Origin of the sequence: Klebsiella huaxiensis (assembly GCF_003261575.2) — a bacterium.
GTDB lineage: Bacteria > Pseudomonadota > Gammaproteobacteria > Enterobacterales > Enterobacteriaceae > Klebsiella > Klebsiella huaxiensis.
Genome location: NZ_CP036175.1, coordinates 592,674 through 613,172, shown reverse-complemented (window position 1 = coordinate 613,172; position 20,499 = coordinate 592,674). Strand labels below are relative to the sequence as shown.

Genomic DNA, 20,499 nt, shown 5'->3' with positions numbered 1-20,499 from the left:
ATCCATAAAAAAACCCGCCGGAGCGGGTTTTTTCGCAAATTGTTCTGCGTGAGCAGAAAACAATTAACGCTTGGAGAACTGCGGACGACGGCGTGCTTTACGCAGACCGACTTTCTTACGTTCAACCTCACGAGCATCACGAGTAACGAAACCAGCTTTACGCAGTTCGCCACGCAGTGACTCATCATATTCCATCAGTGCACGGGTGATACCGTGACGGATAGCGCCAGCTTGACCGGAAATACCACCACCTTTAACGGTGATGTACAGATCCAGTTTACCAATCATGTCGACCAGTTCCAGCGGCTGACGAACTACCATGCGGGCAGTTTCACGACCGAAGTACTGTTCCAGAGAACGCTGATTGATAACGATTTTGCCGTTGCCCGGTTTGATGAAAACGCGAGCTGCGGAACTTTTGCGGCGACCAGTGCCGTAGTATTGATTTTCAGCCATTGCCTATAATCCCGATTAGATGTCAAGAACTTGCGGTTGCTGTGCCGCGTGGTTGTGCTCGTTACCCGCGTAAACTTTCAGTTTACGGTACATAGCACGACCCAGCGGGCCTTTTGGCAGCATGCCTTTAACCGCGATTTCAATCACACGCTCAGGACGGCGGGCAATCATCTCTTCAAAGGTCGCTTCTTTGATACCACCGATATGACCGGTGTGGTGATAATACATTTTGTCTTCACGCTTGTTGCCGGTTACAGCAACTTTTTCTGCGTTCAGAACGATGATGTAATCACCGGTATCTACGTGCGGAGTATATTCCGCTTTATGCTTGCCGCGCAGGCGCAGAGCCAGTTCGGAAGCCAGACGGCCCAGAGTTTTACCGGTCGCGTCAACAACATACCAGTCGCGTTTTACGGTTTCTGGTTTAGCTGTAAAAGTTTTCATTAAAAGCTTACCCAAATAATAAGTTACACGTTGGTGAACACCCAAACGTTTTGTCAGTTGAGGTTCACACGACATTGTCCAGCAAACCTACCCCTTCGAATAGCCTATGCCGGCACATAGAAAGTTTTGGGAAAAAAACCTTCTCGTAACGTGGGGTCGCAAGATTATAGAGAAGTCGGGGTCAAAGATCGACCCCTTTATGTGATTTGTACCCGGTTTTACCCCGGTAAATGCTCTCGCTTCAAATACTCCTCGCTCTGCATCTCCTGCAGGCGGGATAGACAGCGTTGAAACTCGAATTTCAACCGTTCGCCCTGATAAATGTCATACAGGGGCACCGCTGCGCTGACCACCAGTTTAACGTGACGTTCATAGAACTCATCCACCAACGCGATAAACCGCCGCGCCTCGCTTTCCATCAGCGACGTCATCACCGGCACATCAAACAGCATCACGGTATGAAACAGTCGCGAGAGCGCAATATAATCATGCTGGCTGCGCGCATCCACGCACAGCGTCGTAAACGAAGCCGCCAGGGTCTGATTTTCTACCCCTAATGTCAACAACGGACGATGGTTTATCTCCAGCGTTGGCGTCTGCTCACGCTTCGCGCCCGCCAGAGCCTGCCAAAGCTTATCCATTTGTTGCTGAGTCTCGGTATTGAGCGGCGACAGCCACAGGTGCGCCTGGGTCAGCGTGCGCAAACGGTAATCAATACCAGCATCAACGTTCATTACATCACAATGCTGTTTAATAGCGTCAATAGCGGGCAGGAAACGGGCGCGCTGGAGGCCATTACGGTACAGCTCGTCAGGAGGGATGTTCGACGTGGCTACCAGGGTAATGCCGCGAGCGAACAGCGCTTTCATCAAGCCGCCCAGCAGCATCGCATCGGTAATATCAGAAACAAAAAACTCATCGAAACAGAGCACGTCAGTTTCGGCTTTAAAACGGTCGGCAACGATCTCCAGCGGGTCACTGTGCCCTTGCAGATGAGTTAATTCTTCATGAACACGCAGCATAAAGCGATGAAAATGCAGACGTTGTTTACGTTCACCTGGCAGGCTTTGATAGAACATATCCATCAACCAGGTTTTCCCCCTTCCTACGCCCCCCCACATATAGAGGCCGCGCACGGCCACCGTTTCGGCAACCGGCTCGCGCTTGCCCAACAGCTTGCCGAATTTTGCCCGCAGACCGCCATTGTTTTGCGGCGCGACAGACGGCTTATTCTGCAATTCATGGTAAATGGCATCAAGGCGGCTAACCGCCTCTTGCTGAACGTCGTCGGGCTGATGACTGCCCTCTTTGAGAGCGGAAAGGTAACGCGATGTTGGCGACAGGCTTTGCATGATCTTATTGTTATTCCTTGAAAACCGTAATGCTGTAGCTCACGATTGACGAAAAAAAGGCCGTTCTACACTACGCGATGATACGCCAGGATTCCACTTCTGTGGGATTAGCGGTTATAGTGGCACTATCGGGCGCAGGCGGAGAGCCTAACAGCCACCCTACGGAACCACAAAACAACGGGAGATGTTCATGACCTGGGAATATGCGCTAATTGGGCTAGTCGTCGGTATTATCATTGGTGCCGTGGCAATGCGTTTTGGCAACCGCAAGTTACGCCAACAACAGGCGCTGCAATTCGAACTGGAAAAGAATAAAGCAGAGCTGGAAGAGTACCGTGAAGAGCTGGTAAGCCATTTTGCTCACAGCGCTGAGCTACTCGATAACATGGCACATGACTACCGTCAGCTGTATCAGCATATGGCGAAAAGCTCCAGCAACCTGCTGCCAGCGAGCATGGCGGACGCCAATCCGTTCCGTAATCGTCTGGAAGAGTCAGAAGCCGGTAACGATCAGGCTCCGGTCCAGATGCCGCGCGACTACTCTGAAGGCGCATCCGGCCTGCTGCGCGGTGGCGCGAAGCGCGACTAATCCTCCAGCGGCAGTAAAAATATTGTCCGGGCGCCCTTTCAGCGCCCGTCTCCATCTCTCATCCCGGCTACAATTTAAACATTGACCACATTGTTACCTGATCGAAAATTCAATAACATCAGGCCATTCGGGACGTTTCCCATACACCTCAGGTTACGAGAGCCAGCATCTAATGAAGAAACAGACTTTGCTGTTGAGTGCGTTAGCGTTAAGCATTGGGTTGTCGTTGTCCGCCTTACCTCCGGCTGCAGCGTCATTACCAACACAGGTACCGGGCCAGGGCGCATTGCCAAGCCTTGCCCCGATGCTGGAAAAAGTGTTGCCAGCGGTGGTGAGCGTACAGGTTGAGGGTACGGCATCTCCGGCACAGAATATGCCGGAAGAGCTGAAGAAGTATTTTGGCGACAATGCCCCACAAGAGCAGGCGCAGCCGTTTGAAGGTCTGGGTTCTGGCGTCATCATCGATGCAGCGAAAGGCTATGTGTTGACCAATAATCACGTCATCAACCAGGCGCAGAAAATTAGCGTCCAGCTCAACGATGGCCGTGAGTTCGATGCCAAACTGATCGGTAGCGATGAGCAAAGCGACATCGCCCTGCTGCAATTACAAAAGCCCAGCAATCTGACGCAAATCGCTATCGCCGATTCCGATAAACTTCGGGTGGGTGATTTCGCCGTCGCCGTCGGTAACCCATTTGGCCTTGGGCAGACTGCCACTTCCGGGATTATTTCAGCTCTGGGCCGCAGCGGCCTGAACCTGGAAGGGCTGGAAAACTTTATCCAGACCGATGCGTCCATCAATCGCGGCAACTCCGGCGGCGCGCTTCTGAACCTGAACGGCGAGTTGATTGGTATTAATACCGCTATTCTGGCACCAGGCGGCGGCAGCGTCGGTATTGGTTTCGCCATCCCCAGCAATATGGCACAAACCCTCGCTCAGCAGCTTATTCAGTTTGGCGAAATCAAACGCGGCCTGCTGGGTATTAAAGGCATGGAAATGAGCGCGGATATCGCCAAAGCGATGAATCTTGATGTTCAACGCGGTGCCTTCGTCAGCGAGGTTCTACCGAACTCGGGGTCCGCTAAAGCTGGGGTCAAATCTGGCGACGTTATCGTTAGCTTGAATGGCAAATCGCTTAACAGCTTTGCCGAACTCCGTTCGCGTATTGCCACCACCGAACCGGGGACCAAAGTGAAGCTAGGGTTACTGCGCGATGGTAAGCCCGTCGAGGTCGAGGTCACGCTGGATAAGAGCACCTCTTCTACCGCCAGCGCTGAACTTATCATTCCTGCCTTGCAGGGAGCGTCGTTAAGCGATGGGCAGATGAAAGATGGGACCAAAGGCGTCGCCATTGATAACGTGGATAAAGGAAGCCCTGCCGCGCAAGCGGGTCTGCATAAAGACGACATTATTATCGGCCTCAACCGCGAGCGAGTACACTCCATCGCTGAACTGCGGAAAGTTCTGGAAAGCAAACCGGCAGTTATTGCGCTGAACGTCATTCGCGGCAACGAAAGTATCTATCTGCTACTGCGCTAAACCTCTTTCCGGACATCGCGTGCAGTGCGATGTCCGGACAAGTCGTGTTATGCTGCGCCTGTCCATCCATCAACGATATCGGCATCATGTCTGGAAAGCTTTTACGTTCAATACTCATTGGCCTGATCGTCGGGGGTCTGCTGCTGGCCATTATGCCTTCGCTGCGCCAATGGCAGCTTTCGCCGACCGCGCAATACGATAGCGCGGATGAATCCCCCGCCAGCTATAATCCTGCTGTGCGCCGCGCCGCACCTGCAGTGGTGAACGTGTATAACCGCGCCCTTAACAACACCAGCCAAAATCAACTGACTCTTGGTTCCGGCGTGATAATGGACCAACGTGGCTACATTCTGACGAATAAACACGTTATCAACGATGCGGATCAGATAATCGTTGCATTGCAGGATGGTCGGGTTTTTGAAGCGCTGCTGGTTGGTTCAGATACCCTCACCGATCTGGCGGTATTAAAAATCAACGCCAGTAGCGGCCTGCCGGTCATCCCGATTAACCCAAAACGCGTGCCGCATATCGGTGACGTGGTGCTGGCGATTGGTAACCCCTATAACCTCGGGCAAACCATTACCCAGGGGATTATCAGTGCCACCGGTCGTATCGGCCTGAACCCGACCGGACGCCAGAACTTCCTGCAAACCGATGCCTCAATCAACCACGGTAACTCCGGTGGCGCTCTGGTGAACTCCCTGGGCGAACTTATGGGTATCAACACCCTGTCATTTGATAAAAGTAACGATGGCGAAACGCCTGAAGGGATCGGTTTTGCTATTCCTTTCCAGTTGGCAACTAAGATCATGGATAAGCTGATCCGCGATGGTCGCGTCATTCGCGGCTACATTGGCATCAGCGGTCGCGAAATTGCGCCTTTACATGCTCAGGGCGGAGGCGGCATCGATCAGCTTCAGGGGATCGTGGTGAATGATGTTGCGCCGGAAGGCCCAGCCGCCCAGGCCGGGATTCGCGCCAACGACGTGATTATTTCGGTTAACGATAAACCTGCAGTGTCAGCTCTGGAAACGATGGATCAGGTGGCGGAGATTCGCCCGGGTTCGGAAATTCCGGTGGTGATTATGCGTGACGATAAGAAAATCACCCTGCATATCGCCGTACAGGAATATCCGGCAACCAACTGACAGTCATGGCAACAACGTCCTCGTTTATTACCGGTCAAGACGCGGGGGAGTTTAGCAGATTTACCAGCAGGTTGAGTCATTCAGGGGCAGGAGAAAACCATAAAAAAGCCGGAAAACAGGTTCCGGCTTATCTTTTCGTGAAAAGTTATTTATTCACAAAATCTTCGCCGAGGGCGATATCTTTCTTCAACGTATCCAGCATCCCTTCCAGAGCCTGCTGCTCGAACGCGCTGAGTTTGCCAATAGTTCGGCGCTCTTCTACGCCATTTTTACCCAACAATAACGGCTGTGAGAAGAAGCGGGCATATTGACCATCACCTTCAACATAAGCACATTCTACAACCCCTTTCTCACCTTGCATTGCGCGAACCAAAGAGAGGCCGAATCGCGCTGCAGCCTGGCCCATCGACAGCGTCGCTGAACCACCACCGGCTTTTGCTTCAACAACTTCAGTTCCGGCGTTTTGAATGCGCTTAGTCAAATCAGCAATTTCCTGTTCGCTAAAGCTCACGCCAGGAATTTGTGACAATAAAGGAAGAATGGTTACGCCAGAGTGGCCGCCAATAACCGGCACTTCAACGTCTGATGAAGATTTGTCCTTCAGCTCAGCGACAAACGTATTTGAACGGATAATATCCAGCGTCGTGACGCCAAACAGCTTGTTCTTATCGTAAACGCCAGCTTTTTTCAGCACTTCGGCCGCAATCGCCACCGTTGTATTCACCGGGTTGGTAATAATCCCAACGCAGGCTTGCGGGCAGGTTTTGGCGATCTGTTGCACCAGATTTTTCACAATCCCGGCGTTAACGTTAAATAAATCGGAGCGATCCATGCCGGGCTTACGCGCGACACCTGCGGATATCAGCACCACATCAGCACCTTCCAGTGCCGGGGTTGCGTCTTCACCGGAAAAACCTTTGATTTTTACATCGGTAGGGATATGGCTAAGATCAACCGCCACGCCCGGGGTTACCGGAGCAATGTCGTACAACGAGAGTTCTGAACCTGAAGGCAGTTGGGTCTTAAGTAGTAGGGCAAGCGCCTGGCCAATTCCACCAGCGGCGCCGAGGACTGCAACTTTCATCCTAAACTCCTTATTATGGTTAAAATAGTCTTTCGTTACTCCGTCGCCTGGACCTTAATTCACAAGATGAACAATTACAATAATTATGGCTGAAGAATGCGTGGTCGTGCGCAGCGATGCAACAGCTTCGCATTTTCCTCCCTGAGACTGACCATCCAGCAAAGCGTAGTACCGGATCGACTGTTGGTTACAATACACCCAGCGCATTGGGCAGAACAACATCATTTAATAACATTTCATTTACTTTTGTAGCAATTTGCGTGCCGTGACGAAGGCATGTTCCTTATTAGGGTTTTTTGCTAAAATATGCCCCCTTCATAACATTATTTACGCTTCTCCCCTGCGGATTATTTGCATAAAAATGCATGGTTATGCATAATGATGTTGTTTTTACCACCATAATTGGGTGACTTATGCGAAGTTCGGCGAAACAAGAAGAACTGGTTAAAGCGTTCAAAGCGCTGCTTAAAGAAGAAAAATTCAGCTCTCAAGGTGAAATCGTACAGGCGCTACAAGAGGAAGGCTTCGATAATATCAATCAATCGAAAGTCTCGCGTATGCTCACGAAATTTGGCGCAGTGCGTACGCGTAATGCCAAAATGGAGATGGTGTACTGCCTGCCTGCCGAGCTTGGCGTCCCGACAACCTCTAGCCCGCTGAAAAATCTGGTGCTGGATATCGACTATAACGATTCGGTCGTCGTCATCCATACCAGCCCTGGCGCAGCACAGCTGATTGCCAGACTGCTGGACTCTTTAGGCAAGGCTGAAGGTATTCTTGGCAGCATTGCAGGTGACGATACTATCTTTACCACCCCAGCCAGAGGTTTTAGCGTTAAAGATCTGCATGATGCCATTCTCGTCCTGTTTGAACAGGAACTCTAAGCTTCTTCCCTCTGGTTAACTCCAGAGGGTTCCCTCTCAAAAAATCAGCATTTTTTTAACATTTAGTGTGTTTTTCCACTTCTATACATTCCTTTACCTAATGAATATCCCTGAAGCGCACAAAAGATCAAATCATACTATCCATATGATTTTATTAACTATAAAAGTCATTCATGACCAAAGCCTGACATTTCTAATTCTTATACGTTATAAAGAAGACATTTCTTTGTAATTATTTACAAGAACAACAATTAGCACGGTATTAATATTTTCAGTGATTAGTGTATACTTGATTTTGTGATGAGGGTCACGAAACAAAGACCCCCAACAATAAGATTCGACGAGGTGAACATCATGAAAATCAAAACCACTGTAGCAGCATTAAGCATCCTTTCCGTTCTGTCTTTCGGCGCTTTTGCCGCTGATTCTATTAACAGCGAACAGGCTCAAGGCCGTCAGGCAATCGGCACTATTTCCGTCGGCGCGGTAAGTGCTTCCCCGATGGATATGCACGAAATGCTGAATAAGAAAGCTCAAGAAGAAGGCGCTTCCTCCTATCGCATCATTGAAGCGCGTACTGGTGACCACTGGCATGCAACTGCAGAGCTTTATAAATAAGATTTAACAATTTTCGGTCATTAGCTGAAATGTAGAATATCCCCAGCGGCCTGAGTGCATTGCAACCTCCCGCCGCTGCAAACAATATGATTGGAGTAAAGATTATGAAAAGCGCAATTATCATCGCATCCCTGGGCCTTGCTTCCGTACTCTCTTTTGGCGCGAACGCTGCTGTCAATCAAGTTAACGCTGAGCAGGCACAAAATCTGCAATCTATGGGTACCGTTTCCGTTTCTCAAGTAGGTAGCGCCCCAATGGATATGCGTCAGGAACTGGCGGCTAAAGCCGAGAAAGAAGGCGCCAGCAGCTACCGTATTATTGAAGCCCGTACTGGTGACAGCTGGCATGCTACTGCTGAGCTGTACAAATAAACCCTCGTCGTCTCATCTGACGACTTGCCCCCGCCTGTTGGGGGCTTTTTTTTGTCTCTGTCGTGCGTTAAAACGCGAGTTCCCTTCCAGCCCTTCTTCCGCTTCATCAAATGCTAAAGCATCTACGCTGCTTATCGCCAGGTGGGTGTTAGCGCCTTATCCAGCCATAAAACCCGCTATATCAACCTATAACGCAGCGGTTCAGGCGGTTAGCTATTGATCAGTACATGCTGGTATTTATGCAGCATCTCCACCAGCCTGCGCACGGGTTCCGTCACCTGCGGTGATGCTTCCCAGTGCTGTAGCTTTTCCTGATAGATATTGAGTTCATCTAACAGTCTGGCGAAATAATATCGACGTTTATCATCGCTACCGGCAGAAATAACGCGATCGGCTGTACGCCGTAGCTGCCGATGAAATGCAGACAGGTCGTCGTTTATCGGTACAGGTGCATCACGCAGACGTTGATGGGCAATAATCAAGGTCAGCGCCAGACGAAAACGCGCGATATCGCCAGGGAACTTATTCAGCAGTAAAAAAAGTTGGCGATACAGCGCCGGCAGATGGTTCTCCTTGCGTCGCGCCGTATTGGTCGTCAGCGACGAAACCGCTGCCGATACAAACTGGTTTAATAGCACGCGTCCGGTACGTGCCTGTGAATTATCGCGGACCAGCAAGATCACCATCAGCGCGAGGAAACACCCCACGATCTGCCCTAAAGCGCTATCAAGGAACTGGCTAAACTCAAACTTCATCGGGTTATCGAGCACCAGAATATTGATTGTACTGGCCAGCGCCCCCAGCGAGCCCAAACGCCGCTTTTGCACCTCAATGCCGATAAAGAACGCCATCACGGCAAGGCTAATACACAGCAGCAGCATGCTTTGCTGCGTCGCGGGCATAATCACGAGGAAAAACAGCGCACCCAACGGTAAAGCAGCCAACGTGCCGTAGAGGAAATCGATAGCCACCATCCGGGGATTAGGCAAACGCATCGCCAGCGCGGTGACCACCGCAATCATGACCATCGCCCCACTACCCGAAGTCCAGCCAGTCCACAGCCAGAACAGTGTCCCGAGAATACAGGAGATAGATGTACGCCAAAAGTTAACCATCGCATGATGGCGCTCAGCAGATTCAGCCTTAACCACCACTTCGCCCTGAAGAACTTCATTTTCAATACGGCTGATTTTGGTATTGCTGACCACTCCGCGTTTCAATAACAGATAGCGCGTCGCGGCTCCCACCCAACTGTAAATCGTCACCGGGGTATTATGCTCCCCCTTCCAGGTCAGAAAGCGGCGCATCCGTTTTAGTTGCCGGTGAACGTCCTGCACGGTTTCAACTGGTTCAGCAAACAGTTCACGATAGTCATCGGTGACCATTTCAGGGCGCGTATTTTGAATCAGGTAGGTTTCGCAAGCTTGGGTAATCAGGGTCAGAGAAAGAGTATTGATCGCCTTCAGGCGCTGATTCACTTTTGCCCAGCGCGAGGACTCCATAATCAGGTTCCCACGCATACCTTCCAGCGCGTTAGTACGGCGTACCATCGCGCTCCAGGCTTTATCGACTTCTTCTTTATCGCCATGCGCCACGCAAAGCTGCATCAGGCGATATTGATCAATCAGCAGATTATCCAACTCAAGATCGATCTCTTTTTTAATCGAACGCGGTGAAAACAGCAGGTCGGCTAAGATAGCGCTGACGATACCAACAACAATCTCACTGCATCGTTCGACGGCAAACTGCGGTGCCAGCATCGGCTCTGCGTGAATGGTAATGATGATGATAAGTGCGGTATAGCCCGCCAGTCCCCAGGCATAGGAGTTCTCGACACGCACCAGTGATGAGATCCAGGTACAAAAGCCCGCCCACAGGCAGCAGACCAGCATCATCAGCAGCGGAGCGCGGATCATTACAATGATGATCGCAAGCGCGGCTATACAACCAATAAAGGTGCCGACAATACGCAGCATTCCGCGATAGCGAATCGCACCAGAATAGGGTTCTCCCCCGGCAGCAAAAGCCGGGCCAGCGGCGACAATAGCCGCAGTGAGCACCGCCCAACGCGGCGTTTCCAGTTGGAAATGAAAACCGACGAATAGCGCCAGCACTACCGCAGATGCTAATTTCACGGCAAAGCGGAGGTGCCGGGGTTCAATGCTAAAGATCCCCATGACGATTAACCGAACTCACGCAGGCGCATAGCCAGTTTCTGGAAGAAATTTGCCTGGCTAGTATCGCGATCTTCTTTGCCTGTAATGACAACCGTCGCGGTGGTTCCCGCAGGCCAGAGGTTCCCCTGCTGCTGATCAAGATGAATACGTACCGGCACACGTTGCGCCAGGCGTACCCATTCAAGATTGGAATCGATAGAGGCCATTCCTTTTGCATCGCTGCTGCTGCTGGCGTTGGTCACCCCGGCAGCAATGCTGTCCACGGTACCTTTAATCGTGTGCCCGCTTCCCAGAGGGGTGATTTCAGCACGATAGCCTGGACGCACTCCCTCAAGTTTAGTCTCTTCAAGATAAGCCATGACATAGAAAGAGTTCTGTTTCACCAGGGCCACCGCGGTAGAACCCCGGGTAATAAACTCACCACTATAGACGTTCAGGTTAGTCACCCAGCCGTCTGCCGGGGCGCGGATCACCGTGCGATCCAGATCGAGCTTCGCCAGGTCGCGGTTCGCCGTCGCTTTCGCCAACTGATGCTCAACGGTTTGCAGTACGTTGTTCGCCTGGTCTATTTCTTCGCGAGACATCGCCTGCACGCCAAGACGGTTACGGCGACCAGCCTCAACGCGCTTCTCCTGCGCCAAAGTCTGGTAATAGGAGACATCGGCTTCAGCTTCGGCTAATGCTTTCTGGTAACGAGGTTGGTCAATAACGAACAAAACCTGGTCTTTCTTAACCAGTTGGTTATCCTTAATATCCACCTGCGAAATCAGCCCTGAGACATCCGGGGCGATGGCCACGATATCCGCACTAAATCGCGCATCGCGCGTCCAGGGCGAAGCGGTGTAATACACCCATGCGCGAAAAATCGCGATAAATGCGAGGATAACCAGTATCACAGTGATTGCGGTACGGAGGATATTTCTTGTTAGTGTTTTCACATCGACCTCAAACGAACAAACGCGATATCAGATAAAACAGGCAGCAATATAGCGCGGTATTAAACAGCGCCGGGTGCCAGACAAAATCATAAATGCCGGTTGGAACCAGCAGGCGGTGCACCAGCCAGAAGATGGCTAGAGACAATAGCAATTCAAAGAAGATCGGCGGAAACGACAAGCCGAAAATCACAATGACAGGAAACAGACTCATGATGACCTTGATAAGAAGCGTACAGGTGACAAGCTGTGATGAATTTATTATGTAGCTAACAGTATATTAGCGTAATCATTGCAGCCTTATCTATATTGTGTGATCTAAATCACTTTTAAGCCAGAGTGAATAATGGAACGACTAAAACGTATGTCCGTTTTCGCCAGAGTGGTTGAACTAGGTTCATTTACCGCCGCGGCTCGCCAGCTCCAGATGAGCGTTTCTTCCATCAGTCAGACTGTAGCCAAACTGGAAGATGAGCTGCAGGTTAAGCTGCTCAACCGCAGCACTCGTAGCCTTGGTTTAACAGAAGCAGGGAAAATCTATTACCAGGGCTGCCGGCGAATGCTGTTCGAAGCCCAGGATGTCCATGAACAGCTATACGCCTTTAACAACACACCTATCGGTACGCTGCGCATCGGCTGTTCTTCAACTATGGCACAGAATGTACTGGCTCGCATTACCGCCGAAATGCTCAAAGAGTATCCCGGGTTGTCGATAAACCTGGTGACCGGCATCCCCGCCCCTGATCTCATTGCTGACGGCCTGGACCTGGTAATTCGCGTGGGCGCCTTGCAGGATTCCGGCCTCTTTTCCCGTCGCCTGGGGTCGATGCCGATGGTGCTCTGTGCCGCGAAAAGCTACCTCTATCAGGCGGGATGTCCGGACAAACCCGCAGATCTTGCCAGCCACTCCTGGCTTGAGTATAGCGTCCGCCCGGATAACGAGTTTGAAATCATCGCCCCGGAAGGGATCTCAACCAAGCTGATCCCACAGGGACGCTTTGTGACTAACGATCCGATGACCCTGGTGCGCTGGCTTACAGCGGGTGTCGGCGTCGCTTACGTTCCGCTGATGTGGGTGATCGAGAAGATCAATCGTGGCGAACTGGAGATCCTGCTGCCGAGCTACCAGTCCGATCCGCGCCCGGTTTATGCGCTCTATACCGAGAAGGACAAACTCCCTCTGAAGGTGCAGGTATGTATTAACTCTCTGACGGAATATTTCGTTGAGGTGGCAAAAATTTACCAGGGTATGCACGGGCGCGGAATCACCCGCTAAGTTGATCTGCGCTTTCGCAGGATGCGAAAGCGCATTGGAGAAGTATCAGGCAGTACCGCCGACGGTGAGTTTATCCACTTTGAGGGTTGGCTGACCGACACCAACCGGCACGCTCTGGCCCTCTTTGCCGCAGACGCCGACGCCGCTGTCCAGCTTCAGATCATTGCCAACCATCGAAATCTGCTGCATCGCTTCAATCCCGGAGCCGATAAGCGTCGCGCCTTTTACCGCTTTCGTCACTTTCCCTTTTTCGATCAGGTAGGCTTCAGAAGTAGAGAAGACAAATTTCCCGGAAGTAATATCTACCTGACCACCGCCGAAATTCGGGGCGAAGATACCGTAATCAACCGATTCGATAATCTCCTGCGGCGTGGATTTCCCCGCCAGCATGTAGGTGTTGGTCATGCGCGGCATCGGCAGATGTGCGTAAGATTCGCGACGACCGTTGCCGGTTGGCGCCACGCCCATCAACCTGGCGTTAAGCTTATCCTGCATGTAGCCCTTCAGGATGCCGTTTTCGATCAGTACGTTGTACTGGCCCGGCGTGCCTTCATCGTCGATAGCGACGGAACCGCGACGATCGGCGATCGTGCCATCATCAACGACTGTACACAGTTCTGATGCCACCAGTTCGCCCATATGGCCGCTGAAGACTGAGGTCCCGCGACGGTTAAAGTCACCTTCCAGACCGTGACCCACCGCTTCATGCAGCAGTACGCCAGGCCAGCCCGCGCCCAGTACCACTGGCAGCATCCCGGCAGGTGCGGCAACGGCCGTCAGATTCACCAGCGCCATACGCACGGCCTCTTTCGCCCAGGCATCAGCACGCACTTCGCCATCCTGAGAGGCAAGGAAATAATCATAACCGAAGCGACCACCACCACCGCTGGCACCACGCTCGCGTTTACCATCTTCCTCCACCAGCACGCTGACGGAAAGGCGAACCAACGGACGCACATCAGCCGCTAGCGTGCCATCCGTCGCGGCGACCAAAATTAATTCGTAGACACCGGTCAGACTGGCGGAAACTTCCTGCACCCGCTTGTCGGCGGCACGGGCCGTTTTGTCCACCCGACGCAGAATGTCCAGCTTCTCTTCACGGCTCATGCTCTGCAGTGGATCGATGCTGGTATAGAGGGAGCTGTATTCTACTGCGCCAAGAGTATGGACTTTGCCATCTCCGTGGTCACGCACGATGGTACGAGCTGCCTGCGCACTCTGTTCCAGCGCCAGTCGACTAATTTGGTCGGCATAGGCAAAGCCCGTTTTTTCGCCGCTCACCGCACGCACGCCGACGCCCTGGTCAATATTGTACGAACCATCTTTAATGATGCGGTCTTCCAGAACCCAGGACTCGTGATAGCTCGACTGAAAATAGAGATCGCCGTAATCCAGACGGCGCTCGGCCAGTTGACCAAGAATGGCAAACAGATCCTGATGATTCAGGCCATTTGCCGACAGTAATTGTTCACTTACCAGGTTCAGACTCATCGTTATGCTACTCGTTTGTTGTCGCGTATCAGGCGGAAATAGATACCCTAAATAGTTCAAGTTGCAGGAAGGCGGCAAGCAAGAGAATCCCCAAGAGCATAGATAACTATGTGACTAGGGTGAACGAGCGTAGCCAACGCATCTGCGGCTTGAAATATAACGGGTATAAAACGCTATCTATTGAGAGTGCGATAATTACGCACAATCGTCAAATCATTGCTTTTTGTCGCTCCGCGCCTGGCGCAGGACTTCATTAATTTGCGGCTGATCGATAGGGCCAGTGATGCGATAGCGCAAAATCGAGACCTTGTTCCACAACGGCCCCAGCACCTTGCTGGCGGCAAAGACCGCGGCACCGATAATCGGGTTAACGGCAAAGGCCGCCGCAACGCCTACGGTGGCGGAAATTTCCGGCGCTACCACGGCCTGCAGGTCCAGCTGGCGGCGAACGAGATCGACAGAGCCTTTCATGGCGATATCCGCTTCCAGACCATCGACCAGCGTATCATCGGTATTCATCACGCCGTCTTTAATCCACGCCGTGCTATGAATCGAATCGAAGTAGAACCCTTCGCTAAACGTATCACTAAAGTCAAAACGTAACTTACGCAGCAGCGCATCAACGCTCAGCAGACGCAGCAGCTGACCGGCATGGCCGGTGCTCAGGTCGGTAAACTCACCTTTTCCAAGATGGCTTTTTAAGATTCCGTTAAGCGAGGCAACGTCCGGCTGCCACGGCGGCGCGCGCCAGTGCAGGTCATAATCGATATCGAATGCAGAGCCTTTTACCGGAGTTGATACGCCAAAGAAATTCACGAAATCATCGGTTTTATTACCGTGCAGCTTACCTTTTAGCGAGGTCCGTACGCCGCTTGGGGCACTAACCCACACGCCATCCGTAGTCAGGCGACCAAAACCGGTATCCACCAGTCCGTTCGCCAGCGTCAGAGTATCCCCGCTAATATTGAAATCACCCTCGATGCGGCCATATTTTTGCCCCCACAGCCAGCACTCTGCGCAGCGAAGCTGAAGATCCGGCCAGCCGTGGAAATCAATTTTGGTATCAGACAGGGGACTGCTGGTTTTCGCCGTCTCGCCGCTCTTCGCTGATGTTGGGTTGTAGTAGAGATAACGAATCGCCGCCAGCCACGGGGCATTTTTACGCATCGTCAGCGTTGCATTAATTTCGCGCCCCTGAGCTTCAACTTTGGTGCCGCCGGCATCGGGCTGTGAAACAAGGCTGACGTTATTCCAGCTCTGGCCCGCCATCGTTAACGCAGGCGTACGCAGCGTGACCCGCTCCGGGAAGACCATATTACTGCTGACATCGTTTGCCGCTCCCCCCTGGAACAGCGCCAACCACTGCGCACCGTCCATCGGCGGCATGTTCAGTTCTACACCAGATTGCTCAGGCAGCGGTGACACCGCTTTACTGTCAGAGGTCAAAATAGCGCGGTCCAGGGTTAACTTATTACCCAACAACCAGCGGCTGTTAATATGATTTTTTGCGCCAATAGAACCGGTTAGATTGAAGCTGCTTAACCCGCCATCAACCTTGATCTTTACTGGTAAAGATTCACCGGCTTGCTTATCGACTGGCGCAGGTAAGTGACTACTTACATTCTTCAGATCGCCGTTGATATCAACTTTATAGTTCGCACTGCCGTGATACGGCAGCTCAATCGCCACTTTACCGTCCCAGGGTACGTTGCCGCTTAGAGCGCTATCAATCGCCTTGGGTAATAAGCCAGTACGCGACGGCTGCCAGTTGGCTTTCATCCCGACGTCCACCAGGAACGCCTTTTCGCCCTCAGTGGTCGAAAAATCAATATTCAGCGGCTGATTAAACCAGTTGGCGCTCATCGGCTCGCTTTTCAGATCACCATTTGCAAAGCTGAATTTGCCGGTCAGGTTCTGCAATGTGGTGCCGATAGGCTTGATGAACAGGTTGTTGTTCTTCAACTGAACATCGCCTTTCGCAGTGGTCATCTCGCCGTCCAGCGGGATATCAAGATGTAAGCGAGCGCTCACATTACCATCCAGTTGAAGCTCATCCAGCGCCGCACCCAACGTTTTTTTCAATGGGGTCTCATTAAAGTAAGGCCCCACCTCTTTACCAGGCCCGTTAACGTCGGCATCAATCAACAGCTTCTCTCGCGAATAGTCGGGGATAACCGCATCCAGGTTGCTGGCCGTGACTTTACCCAGCATCACCTTATCGGCCTTCATCCATAAACCGTCATTGATAAAGTTGAGGTCGATATTCAGCCCGGTTAGTGCTGGCCAATCAGGCTGGAAAGCAAAGGTGGCGTTCTTAAGCGGCACCGAGACCTGGAACTGGCCTTCGTTATGCTTATATGGGAACAGGTGGGGATTACCGCCGTAGGCCAGCGTGGCATCGGTGGCCTGACCACCTTTAATCGCCCCACTGAGGTAATCTACCAGCTCTTTGCCCATGAGATTTTCCGGGAAGTAGCGCCATGCCTGACCGCCGTCATTGGTACTGATACCGGCCAGAATCCCCAGCCAGGGTTCATCGCCCTGCGGTTGCAGATAGCGGAATCCACCGCGAGCGCGAACACCGGTCGCCTGCACATCAATATCGCGACCATCGAGCATAAAGCCTTTATCATTCTTCACCCAGCTCAGGGTCGCATCGCCTTTGGCAATTTCCAGCGGCGCGCGAAAGACCGTCTCATACGGCATTTTCGCCTGTGTCATGCTGACGTGCAGAGCACCGTTCTCCACGCTCCCGGAAACGTTTCCTGAAAAGTGTTCAGCGCCCGGCAACAGCTTCCACTGCTTCCATGACATATCGCTCCAGTCAGCCTGGAAGCGGGTCTTTTCCGCCGCTTGCAAGGGAATATCCAGCGCCAGAAGATTAATTTTTCCGCTCGGCTGGGTAGTTCGCCAGATTTCGCCCAGCGAAGGAGCCAGCTTGTCAGCCATCGGCTGCAGCCCGGTCAAACCGTTAAGGTTAAGATTGCTGGCACGAATGCGCAGTTCGTCGCTGCGCTTGCTGTTGTTCCCGCCGACATCCTGAGCCGGGATCCACGCCATAGCCAGCGCGCCGCGCGGCCAGGGTTTATCATCAATAGAGATGCGCGTATCCGGAATTCGAAAACCCCAGCTTTGATTGTCGCGATAGATATGTGCCGTCAGGTTATCGACCGAAAGATGATGCTTATCTTTATCGCCTTGCCAGCTGGCCCCACCTTTCTTCAGCCAGACATCGCCGCTGGCAACATCACCTTTATCGATGGTCATCCAGCCTTCAAGGCTAAACCGTGCGCTCTGCAAGGCAATATTGTCCTGCATCCAGCGCCCAAGCCATGGTTTAACGTCGATATCATCGGCCTGAAGCCAGACCCGCCCTTTATTGAGCAGGCCATCTTCGTCGCGCAGATCCATTCGCACCTGCATCACCCCATGCTGGCCGGTCAGGCTACTGAGGCTAAGCTGTCCTTCTGCACGATGGCGATTTTTGCCGTTTAGCCAGGTAAGCTGCGGGATTGCCAACTCAGCCCGCTGGCCGGAAATAGTCAGGAAGCTCAGATGGCTATCGCGGAGGATAAAGTGATCGAACTGGCGGAGGAAAAGATCGCTGATACGGTCGGTTTTCAGCCCCTCACCGCCGTCATTGGTTTGAATCGGGGTGTTAGTATGAACCTGTAACTGCCAGAAAGTGAGATCGCGAAACTGCCAGCGCATATGCAGCAGGCTTTGCCACACGTCCAGCGCCAGGGTGACGCGTTTAATGGAGAGTTCACCGCCATCATTCAGGCCGGTCTTAATATCGCGAACATCAAGCGTAGGGCCAAAAGTTTGCCAACTGGCGGTAATTTGCGAGGCATCGACCGGTACGCCAGCAATAGCGGAAATTTTCGCCAGCACTTGCGGACGCCAGGTGTTCAACTGCGGCAACGCGAGGCGCAGACCGCTCACCAGCAGTGCGACGACGACAATCAATGTTGCCGCGGTGAGCAGTAATATCCCGGGCAGTCGCCTCACGCATCTCTCCTTGTCAGCCTGTTACACTTCATCCAACTGCCTCTCCTAAAAATAGAGGCAAGTGGATGATTACATCATGACCACATCAAACTGCTCTTGATTATAGAGCGGCTCAATTTGCACTTTGACTTGTTTACCGACAAAGATTTCGACTTCAGCCAGCGCATGTGATTCTTCCCCTTTCAGCGTTTCCGCTACCGCAGGAGAAGCATAGACCAGGAAACGGTCTGAATCGTAGGCATGATGCACGCGTACGATCTCGCGCATAATTTCATAGCACACCGTTTCCACGGTTTTCACCGTGCCGCGGCCATGACAGGTCGGGCACTCATTGCACAGCACGTGCTCCACGCTTTCGCGGGTGCGTTTGCGGGTCATCTCTACCAGCCCAAGCTGAGAGAAACCGTTGATACTGGTTTTTACCCGATCTTTGCTCAGCGCCTGTTCAAGCGAATGCAGCACCCGGCGACGGTGATCCTCATTGTTCATATCTATGAAATCAATGATGATAATCCCACCGAGATTACGTAGTCGCAGCTGGCGGGCAATGGCCTGCGTCGCCTCAATGTTGGTGTTAAAGATAGTATCATCGAGATTGCGATGACCAACGAATGCACCGGTATTGATATCAACGGTGGTCATCGCTTCGGTCTGATCGATAATCAGGTAACCGCCGGATTTCAGCTCTACTTTACGTTCGAGTGCACGCTGAATCTCATTTTCGACATCAAAGAGATCGAAGATCGGCTGGCGGCCACTATAGTGCTCCAGCTTGTTAGTCATCTCCGGAATATATTCAGCAGTAAACTCGAGCAGCGATTCGTAAGTCAAACGTGAGTCGACGCGAATACGATCGAGCTGTGCATCGGCAAAATCGCGCAGCACACGTTGAGCCAGAGCCAGTTCACCGTACATCTGGTAGCGCGTTTGCTGGCGTTTTTTACGCTCCATGACTTTCGTCCAGACGCGCTTGAGATAGGCAGCATCAGCCGCCATCTCTTGTTCGTGAACGCCTTCCGCCGCCGTACGGATGATAAATCCGCCCTGCTCATCGCAGTAATCGGCCACTACTTTTTTCAGCCGTTCACGTTCAGCTTCGCTTTCAATACGTTGCGAAACACCAACGTGCGAAGCGCCCGGCATAAAGACCAGATAACGGGAAGGAATGGTGATGTCGGTTGTCAGGCGAGCGCCTTTCGTACCGAGGGGATCTTTCACCACCTGCACCATCAGGTCCTGCCCCTGACGCACCAGTTCGGAGATGTCGCGGACGGTAAACTGCTTTTGTTCTTCACCTGCCACACATTCGGTATGCGGCATAATATCGGAAGCGTGCAGAAATGCGGCCTTATCCAGACCAATATCTACAAAAGCCGCCTGCATTCCCGGCAGCACACGGCTGACACGGCCTTTGTAGATATTGCCTACTATCCCACGGCGCGCTTCACGCTCAATATGTATTTCTTGAAGAATACCGCCATCAATATACGCGACACGCGTTTCGGATGGCGTTACGTTAACTAATAATTCAGCTGTCATCTTTATCCCTTTTCTTCACGCAGTGAGTTAAAGTTACTGAGCAACTCATACGTTTCCACCAGCGGTAAGCCGACTACGGCGTGATAGCTGCCATTTATCTTCCTGACGAAACAGCCACCCAGCCCTTGAATACCGTATGCACCTGCTTTGTCTAAAGGTTCACCACTGGCCACATAGTCGGCAATATCCTGCCCGGAAAGCAGGCGGAAGGTCACCTCTGTTATCACCAGGCAATCCAGCGTCTGTTGCTTATCGGCCAACGCCACGGCAGTCATGACCTGATGGGTTTTCCCGGAAAGCATACGCAGCATTTCTGCGGCGTGTCCGGCATCACGCGGCTTTTCCAACACTTCACCGTTAAGAATGACGATGGTGTCCGCCCCCAAAACAGGCAGATCCCGCGGCGCTAACGCCACACCGGCCTGCGCTTTTTCCCGCGCCAGGCGCGAGACGTATTGTTGCGCACTCTCCTGCGCATGACGTTGTTCCTCAATACCAGGAACCAGTCGCTCAAAAGAGAGGCCTAGCTGGGTCAGCAGTTCCTGCCGACGCGGAGAACCTGAAGCCAGATACAGAGTCGTCAT

The 20,499-nt window shown here is 52.3% G+C and carries 18 protein-coding genes; 7 read left to right on the top strand and 11 right to left on the bottom strand.

Features of this window, described 5'->3' with window-relative positions:
- Positions 1–63: 63 nt before the first annotated feature.
- The 3 genes from rpsI to zapE all read right to left on the bottom strand — a co-directional run bounded on the left by rpsI (position 64) and on the right by zapE (position 2,252).
- Positions 64–456: a 30S ribosomal protein S9 gene (gene rpsI / locus DA718_RS02945; protein WP_110272826.1), complete on the bottom strand. Its 393-nt coding sequence runs from the start codon at positions 454–456 to the stop codon at positions 64–66.
- Positions 457–471: 15 nt separating this feature from the next.
- Positions 472–900 (bottom strand): 50S ribosomal protein L13, encoded by a 429-nt coding sequence (rplM, locus tag DA718_RS02940; RefSeq protein WP_004106200.1) that lies wholly within the window; start codon positions 898–900, stop codon positions 472–474.
- Between the two features lie 218 nt (positions 901–1,118).
- Positions 1,119–2,252 (bottom strand): cell division protein ZapE, encoded by a 1,134-nt coding sequence (gene zapE, locus DA718_RS02935; RefSeq protein ID WP_112213530.1) that lies wholly within the window; start codon positions 2,250–2,252, stop codon positions 1,119–1,121.
- Between the two features lie 190 nt (positions 2,253–2,442).
- On the opposite strand from zapE, the gene zapG reads away from it, so the two are divergent.
- The 3 genes from zapG (at position 2,443) to degS (ending at position 5,529) form a co-directional block, all read left to right on the top strand.
- Complete coding sequence (gene zapG / locus DA718_RS02930) at positions 2,443–2,841, top strand: Z-ring associated protein ZapG (protein ID WP_110272824.1); 399 nt, start codon at positions 2,443–2,445, stop codon at positions 2,839–2,841.
- A 172-nt stretch (positions 2,842–3,013) separates the two neighbouring features.
- Positions 3,014–4,381 (top strand): serine endoprotease DegQ, encoded by a 1,368-nt coding sequence (degQ, locus tag DA718_RS02925; protein WP_112213529.1) that lies wholly within the window; start codon positions 3,014–3,016, stop codon positions 4,379–4,381.
- 86 nt (positions 4,382–4,467) lie between these two features.
- Positions 4,468–5,529, top strand: a complete 1,062-nt coding sequence (degS, locus tag DA718_RS02920; RefSeq protein ID WP_112213749.1) for an outer membrane-stress sensor serine endopeptidase DegS — start codon at positions 4,468–4,470, stop codon at positions 5,527–5,529.
- A gap of 145 nt (positions 5,530–5,674) precedes the next feature.
- On the opposite strand, the gene mdh is transcribed toward degS, so the two are convergent.
- A complete protein-coding gene (gene mdh / locus DA718_RS02915) occupies positions 5,675–6,613 on the bottom strand; it encodes a malate dehydrogenase (protein WP_112213528.1) in 939 nt (312 codons plus the stop codon).
- Between the two features lie 413 nt (positions 6,614–7,026).
- On the opposite strand from mdh, the gene argR reads away from it, so the two are divergent.
- The 3 genes from argR (at position 7,027) to yhcN-B (ending at position 8,486) form a co-directional block, all read left to right on the top strand.
- Positions 7,027–7,497 (top strand): transcriptional regulator ArgR, encoded by a 471-nt coding sequence (gene argR / locus DA718_RS02910; protein ID WP_110272821.1) that lies wholly within the window; start codon positions 7,027–7,029, stop codon positions 7,495–7,497.
- Between the two features lie 354 nt (positions 7,498–7,851).
- Positions 7,852–8,115 (top strand): peroxide/acid stress response protein YhcN, encoded by a 264-nt coding sequence (gene yhcN, locus DA718_RS02905; RefSeq protein ID WP_112213527.1) that lies wholly within the window; start codon positions 7,852–7,854, stop codon positions 8,113–8,115.
- A 104-nt stretch (positions 8,116–8,219) separates the two neighbouring features.
- A complete protein-coding gene (gene yhcN-B, locus DA718_RS02900; protein WP_049114908.1) occupies positions 8,220–8,486 on the top strand; it encodes a DUF1471 family stress response protein YhcN-B in 267 nt (88 codons plus the stop codon).
- A gap of 209 nt (positions 8,487–8,695) precedes the next feature.
- Here the strand turns inward: yhcN-B and aaeB are convergent, their stop codons facing one another.
- Genes aaeB through aaeX form a run of 3 tightly spaced genes read right to left on the bottom strand, consistent with a single transcriptional unit; the run spans position 8,696 to position 11,812 of the window.
- Positions 8,696–10,663 carry a p-hydroxybenzoic acid efflux pump subunit AaeB gene (gene aaeB, locus DA718_RS02895; RefSeq protein ID WP_112213526.1) on the bottom strand — a complete coding sequence of 656 codons (1,968 nt, stop codon included), beginning with the start codon at positions 10,661–10,663 and terminating at the stop codon, positions 8,696–8,698.
- A 5-nt stretch (positions 10,664–10,668) separates the two neighbouring features.
- Positions 10,669–11,601, bottom strand: coding sequence for a p-hydroxybenzoic acid efflux pump subunit AaeA (aaeA, locus tag DA718_RS02890; RefSeq protein WP_110272818.1), 933 nt, complete (start codon positions 11,599–11,601; stop codon positions 10,669–10,671).
- A gap of 7 nt (positions 11,602–11,608) precedes the next feature.
- Positions 11,609–11,812 carry a p-hydroxybenzoic acid efflux pump operon protein AaeX gene (gene aaeX, locus DA718_RS02885; RefSeq protein WP_002918640.1) on the bottom strand — a complete coding sequence of 68 codons (204 nt, stop codon included), beginning with the start codon at positions 11,810–11,812 and terminating at the stop codon, positions 11,609–11,611.
- A 132-nt stretch (positions 11,813–11,944) separates the two neighbouring features.
- Between aaeX and aaeR the strand changes: the two genes are divergently transcribed.
- Positions 11,945–12,874: an HTH-type transcriptional activator AaeR gene (aaeR, locus tag DA718_RS02880; protein WP_112213525.1), complete on the top strand. Its 930-nt coding sequence runs from the start codon at positions 11,945–11,947 to the stop codon at positions 12,872–12,874.
- 45 nt (positions 12,875–12,919) lie between these two features.
- On the opposite strand, the gene tldD is transcribed toward aaeR, so the two are convergent.
- The 4 genes from tldD to DA718_RS02860 form a co-directional block, all read right to left on the bottom strand.
- Positions 12,920–14,365, bottom strand: coding sequence for a metalloprotease TldD (gene tldD / locus DA718_RS02875; protein ID WP_112213524.1), 1,446 nt, complete (start codon positions 14,363–14,365; stop codon positions 12,920–12,922).
- 213 nt (positions 14,366–14,578) lie between these two features.
- On the bottom strand, positions 14,579–18,376 hold the full coding sequence (gene yhdP, locus DA718_RS02870; protein WP_112213523.1) for an AsmA2 domain-containing protein YhdP: 3,798 nt from the start codon (positions 18,374–18,376) through the stop codon (positions 14,579–14,581).
- A gap of 69 nt (positions 18,377–18,445) precedes the next feature.
- Positions 18,446–19,915: a ribonuclease G gene (gene rng / locus DA718_RS02865; protein WP_110272814.1), complete on the bottom strand. Its 1,470-nt coding sequence runs from the start codon at positions 19,913–19,915 to the stop codon at positions 18,446–18,448.
- A gap of 2 nt (positions 19,916–19,917) precedes the next feature.
- The gene (locus DA718_RS02860) at positions 19,918–20,499 is read right to left on the bottom strand and encodes a Maf family protein (RefSeq protein ID WP_112213522.1); all 582 of its coding nucleotides are present in this window, start codon (positions 20,497–20,499) and stop codon (positions 19,918–19,920) included.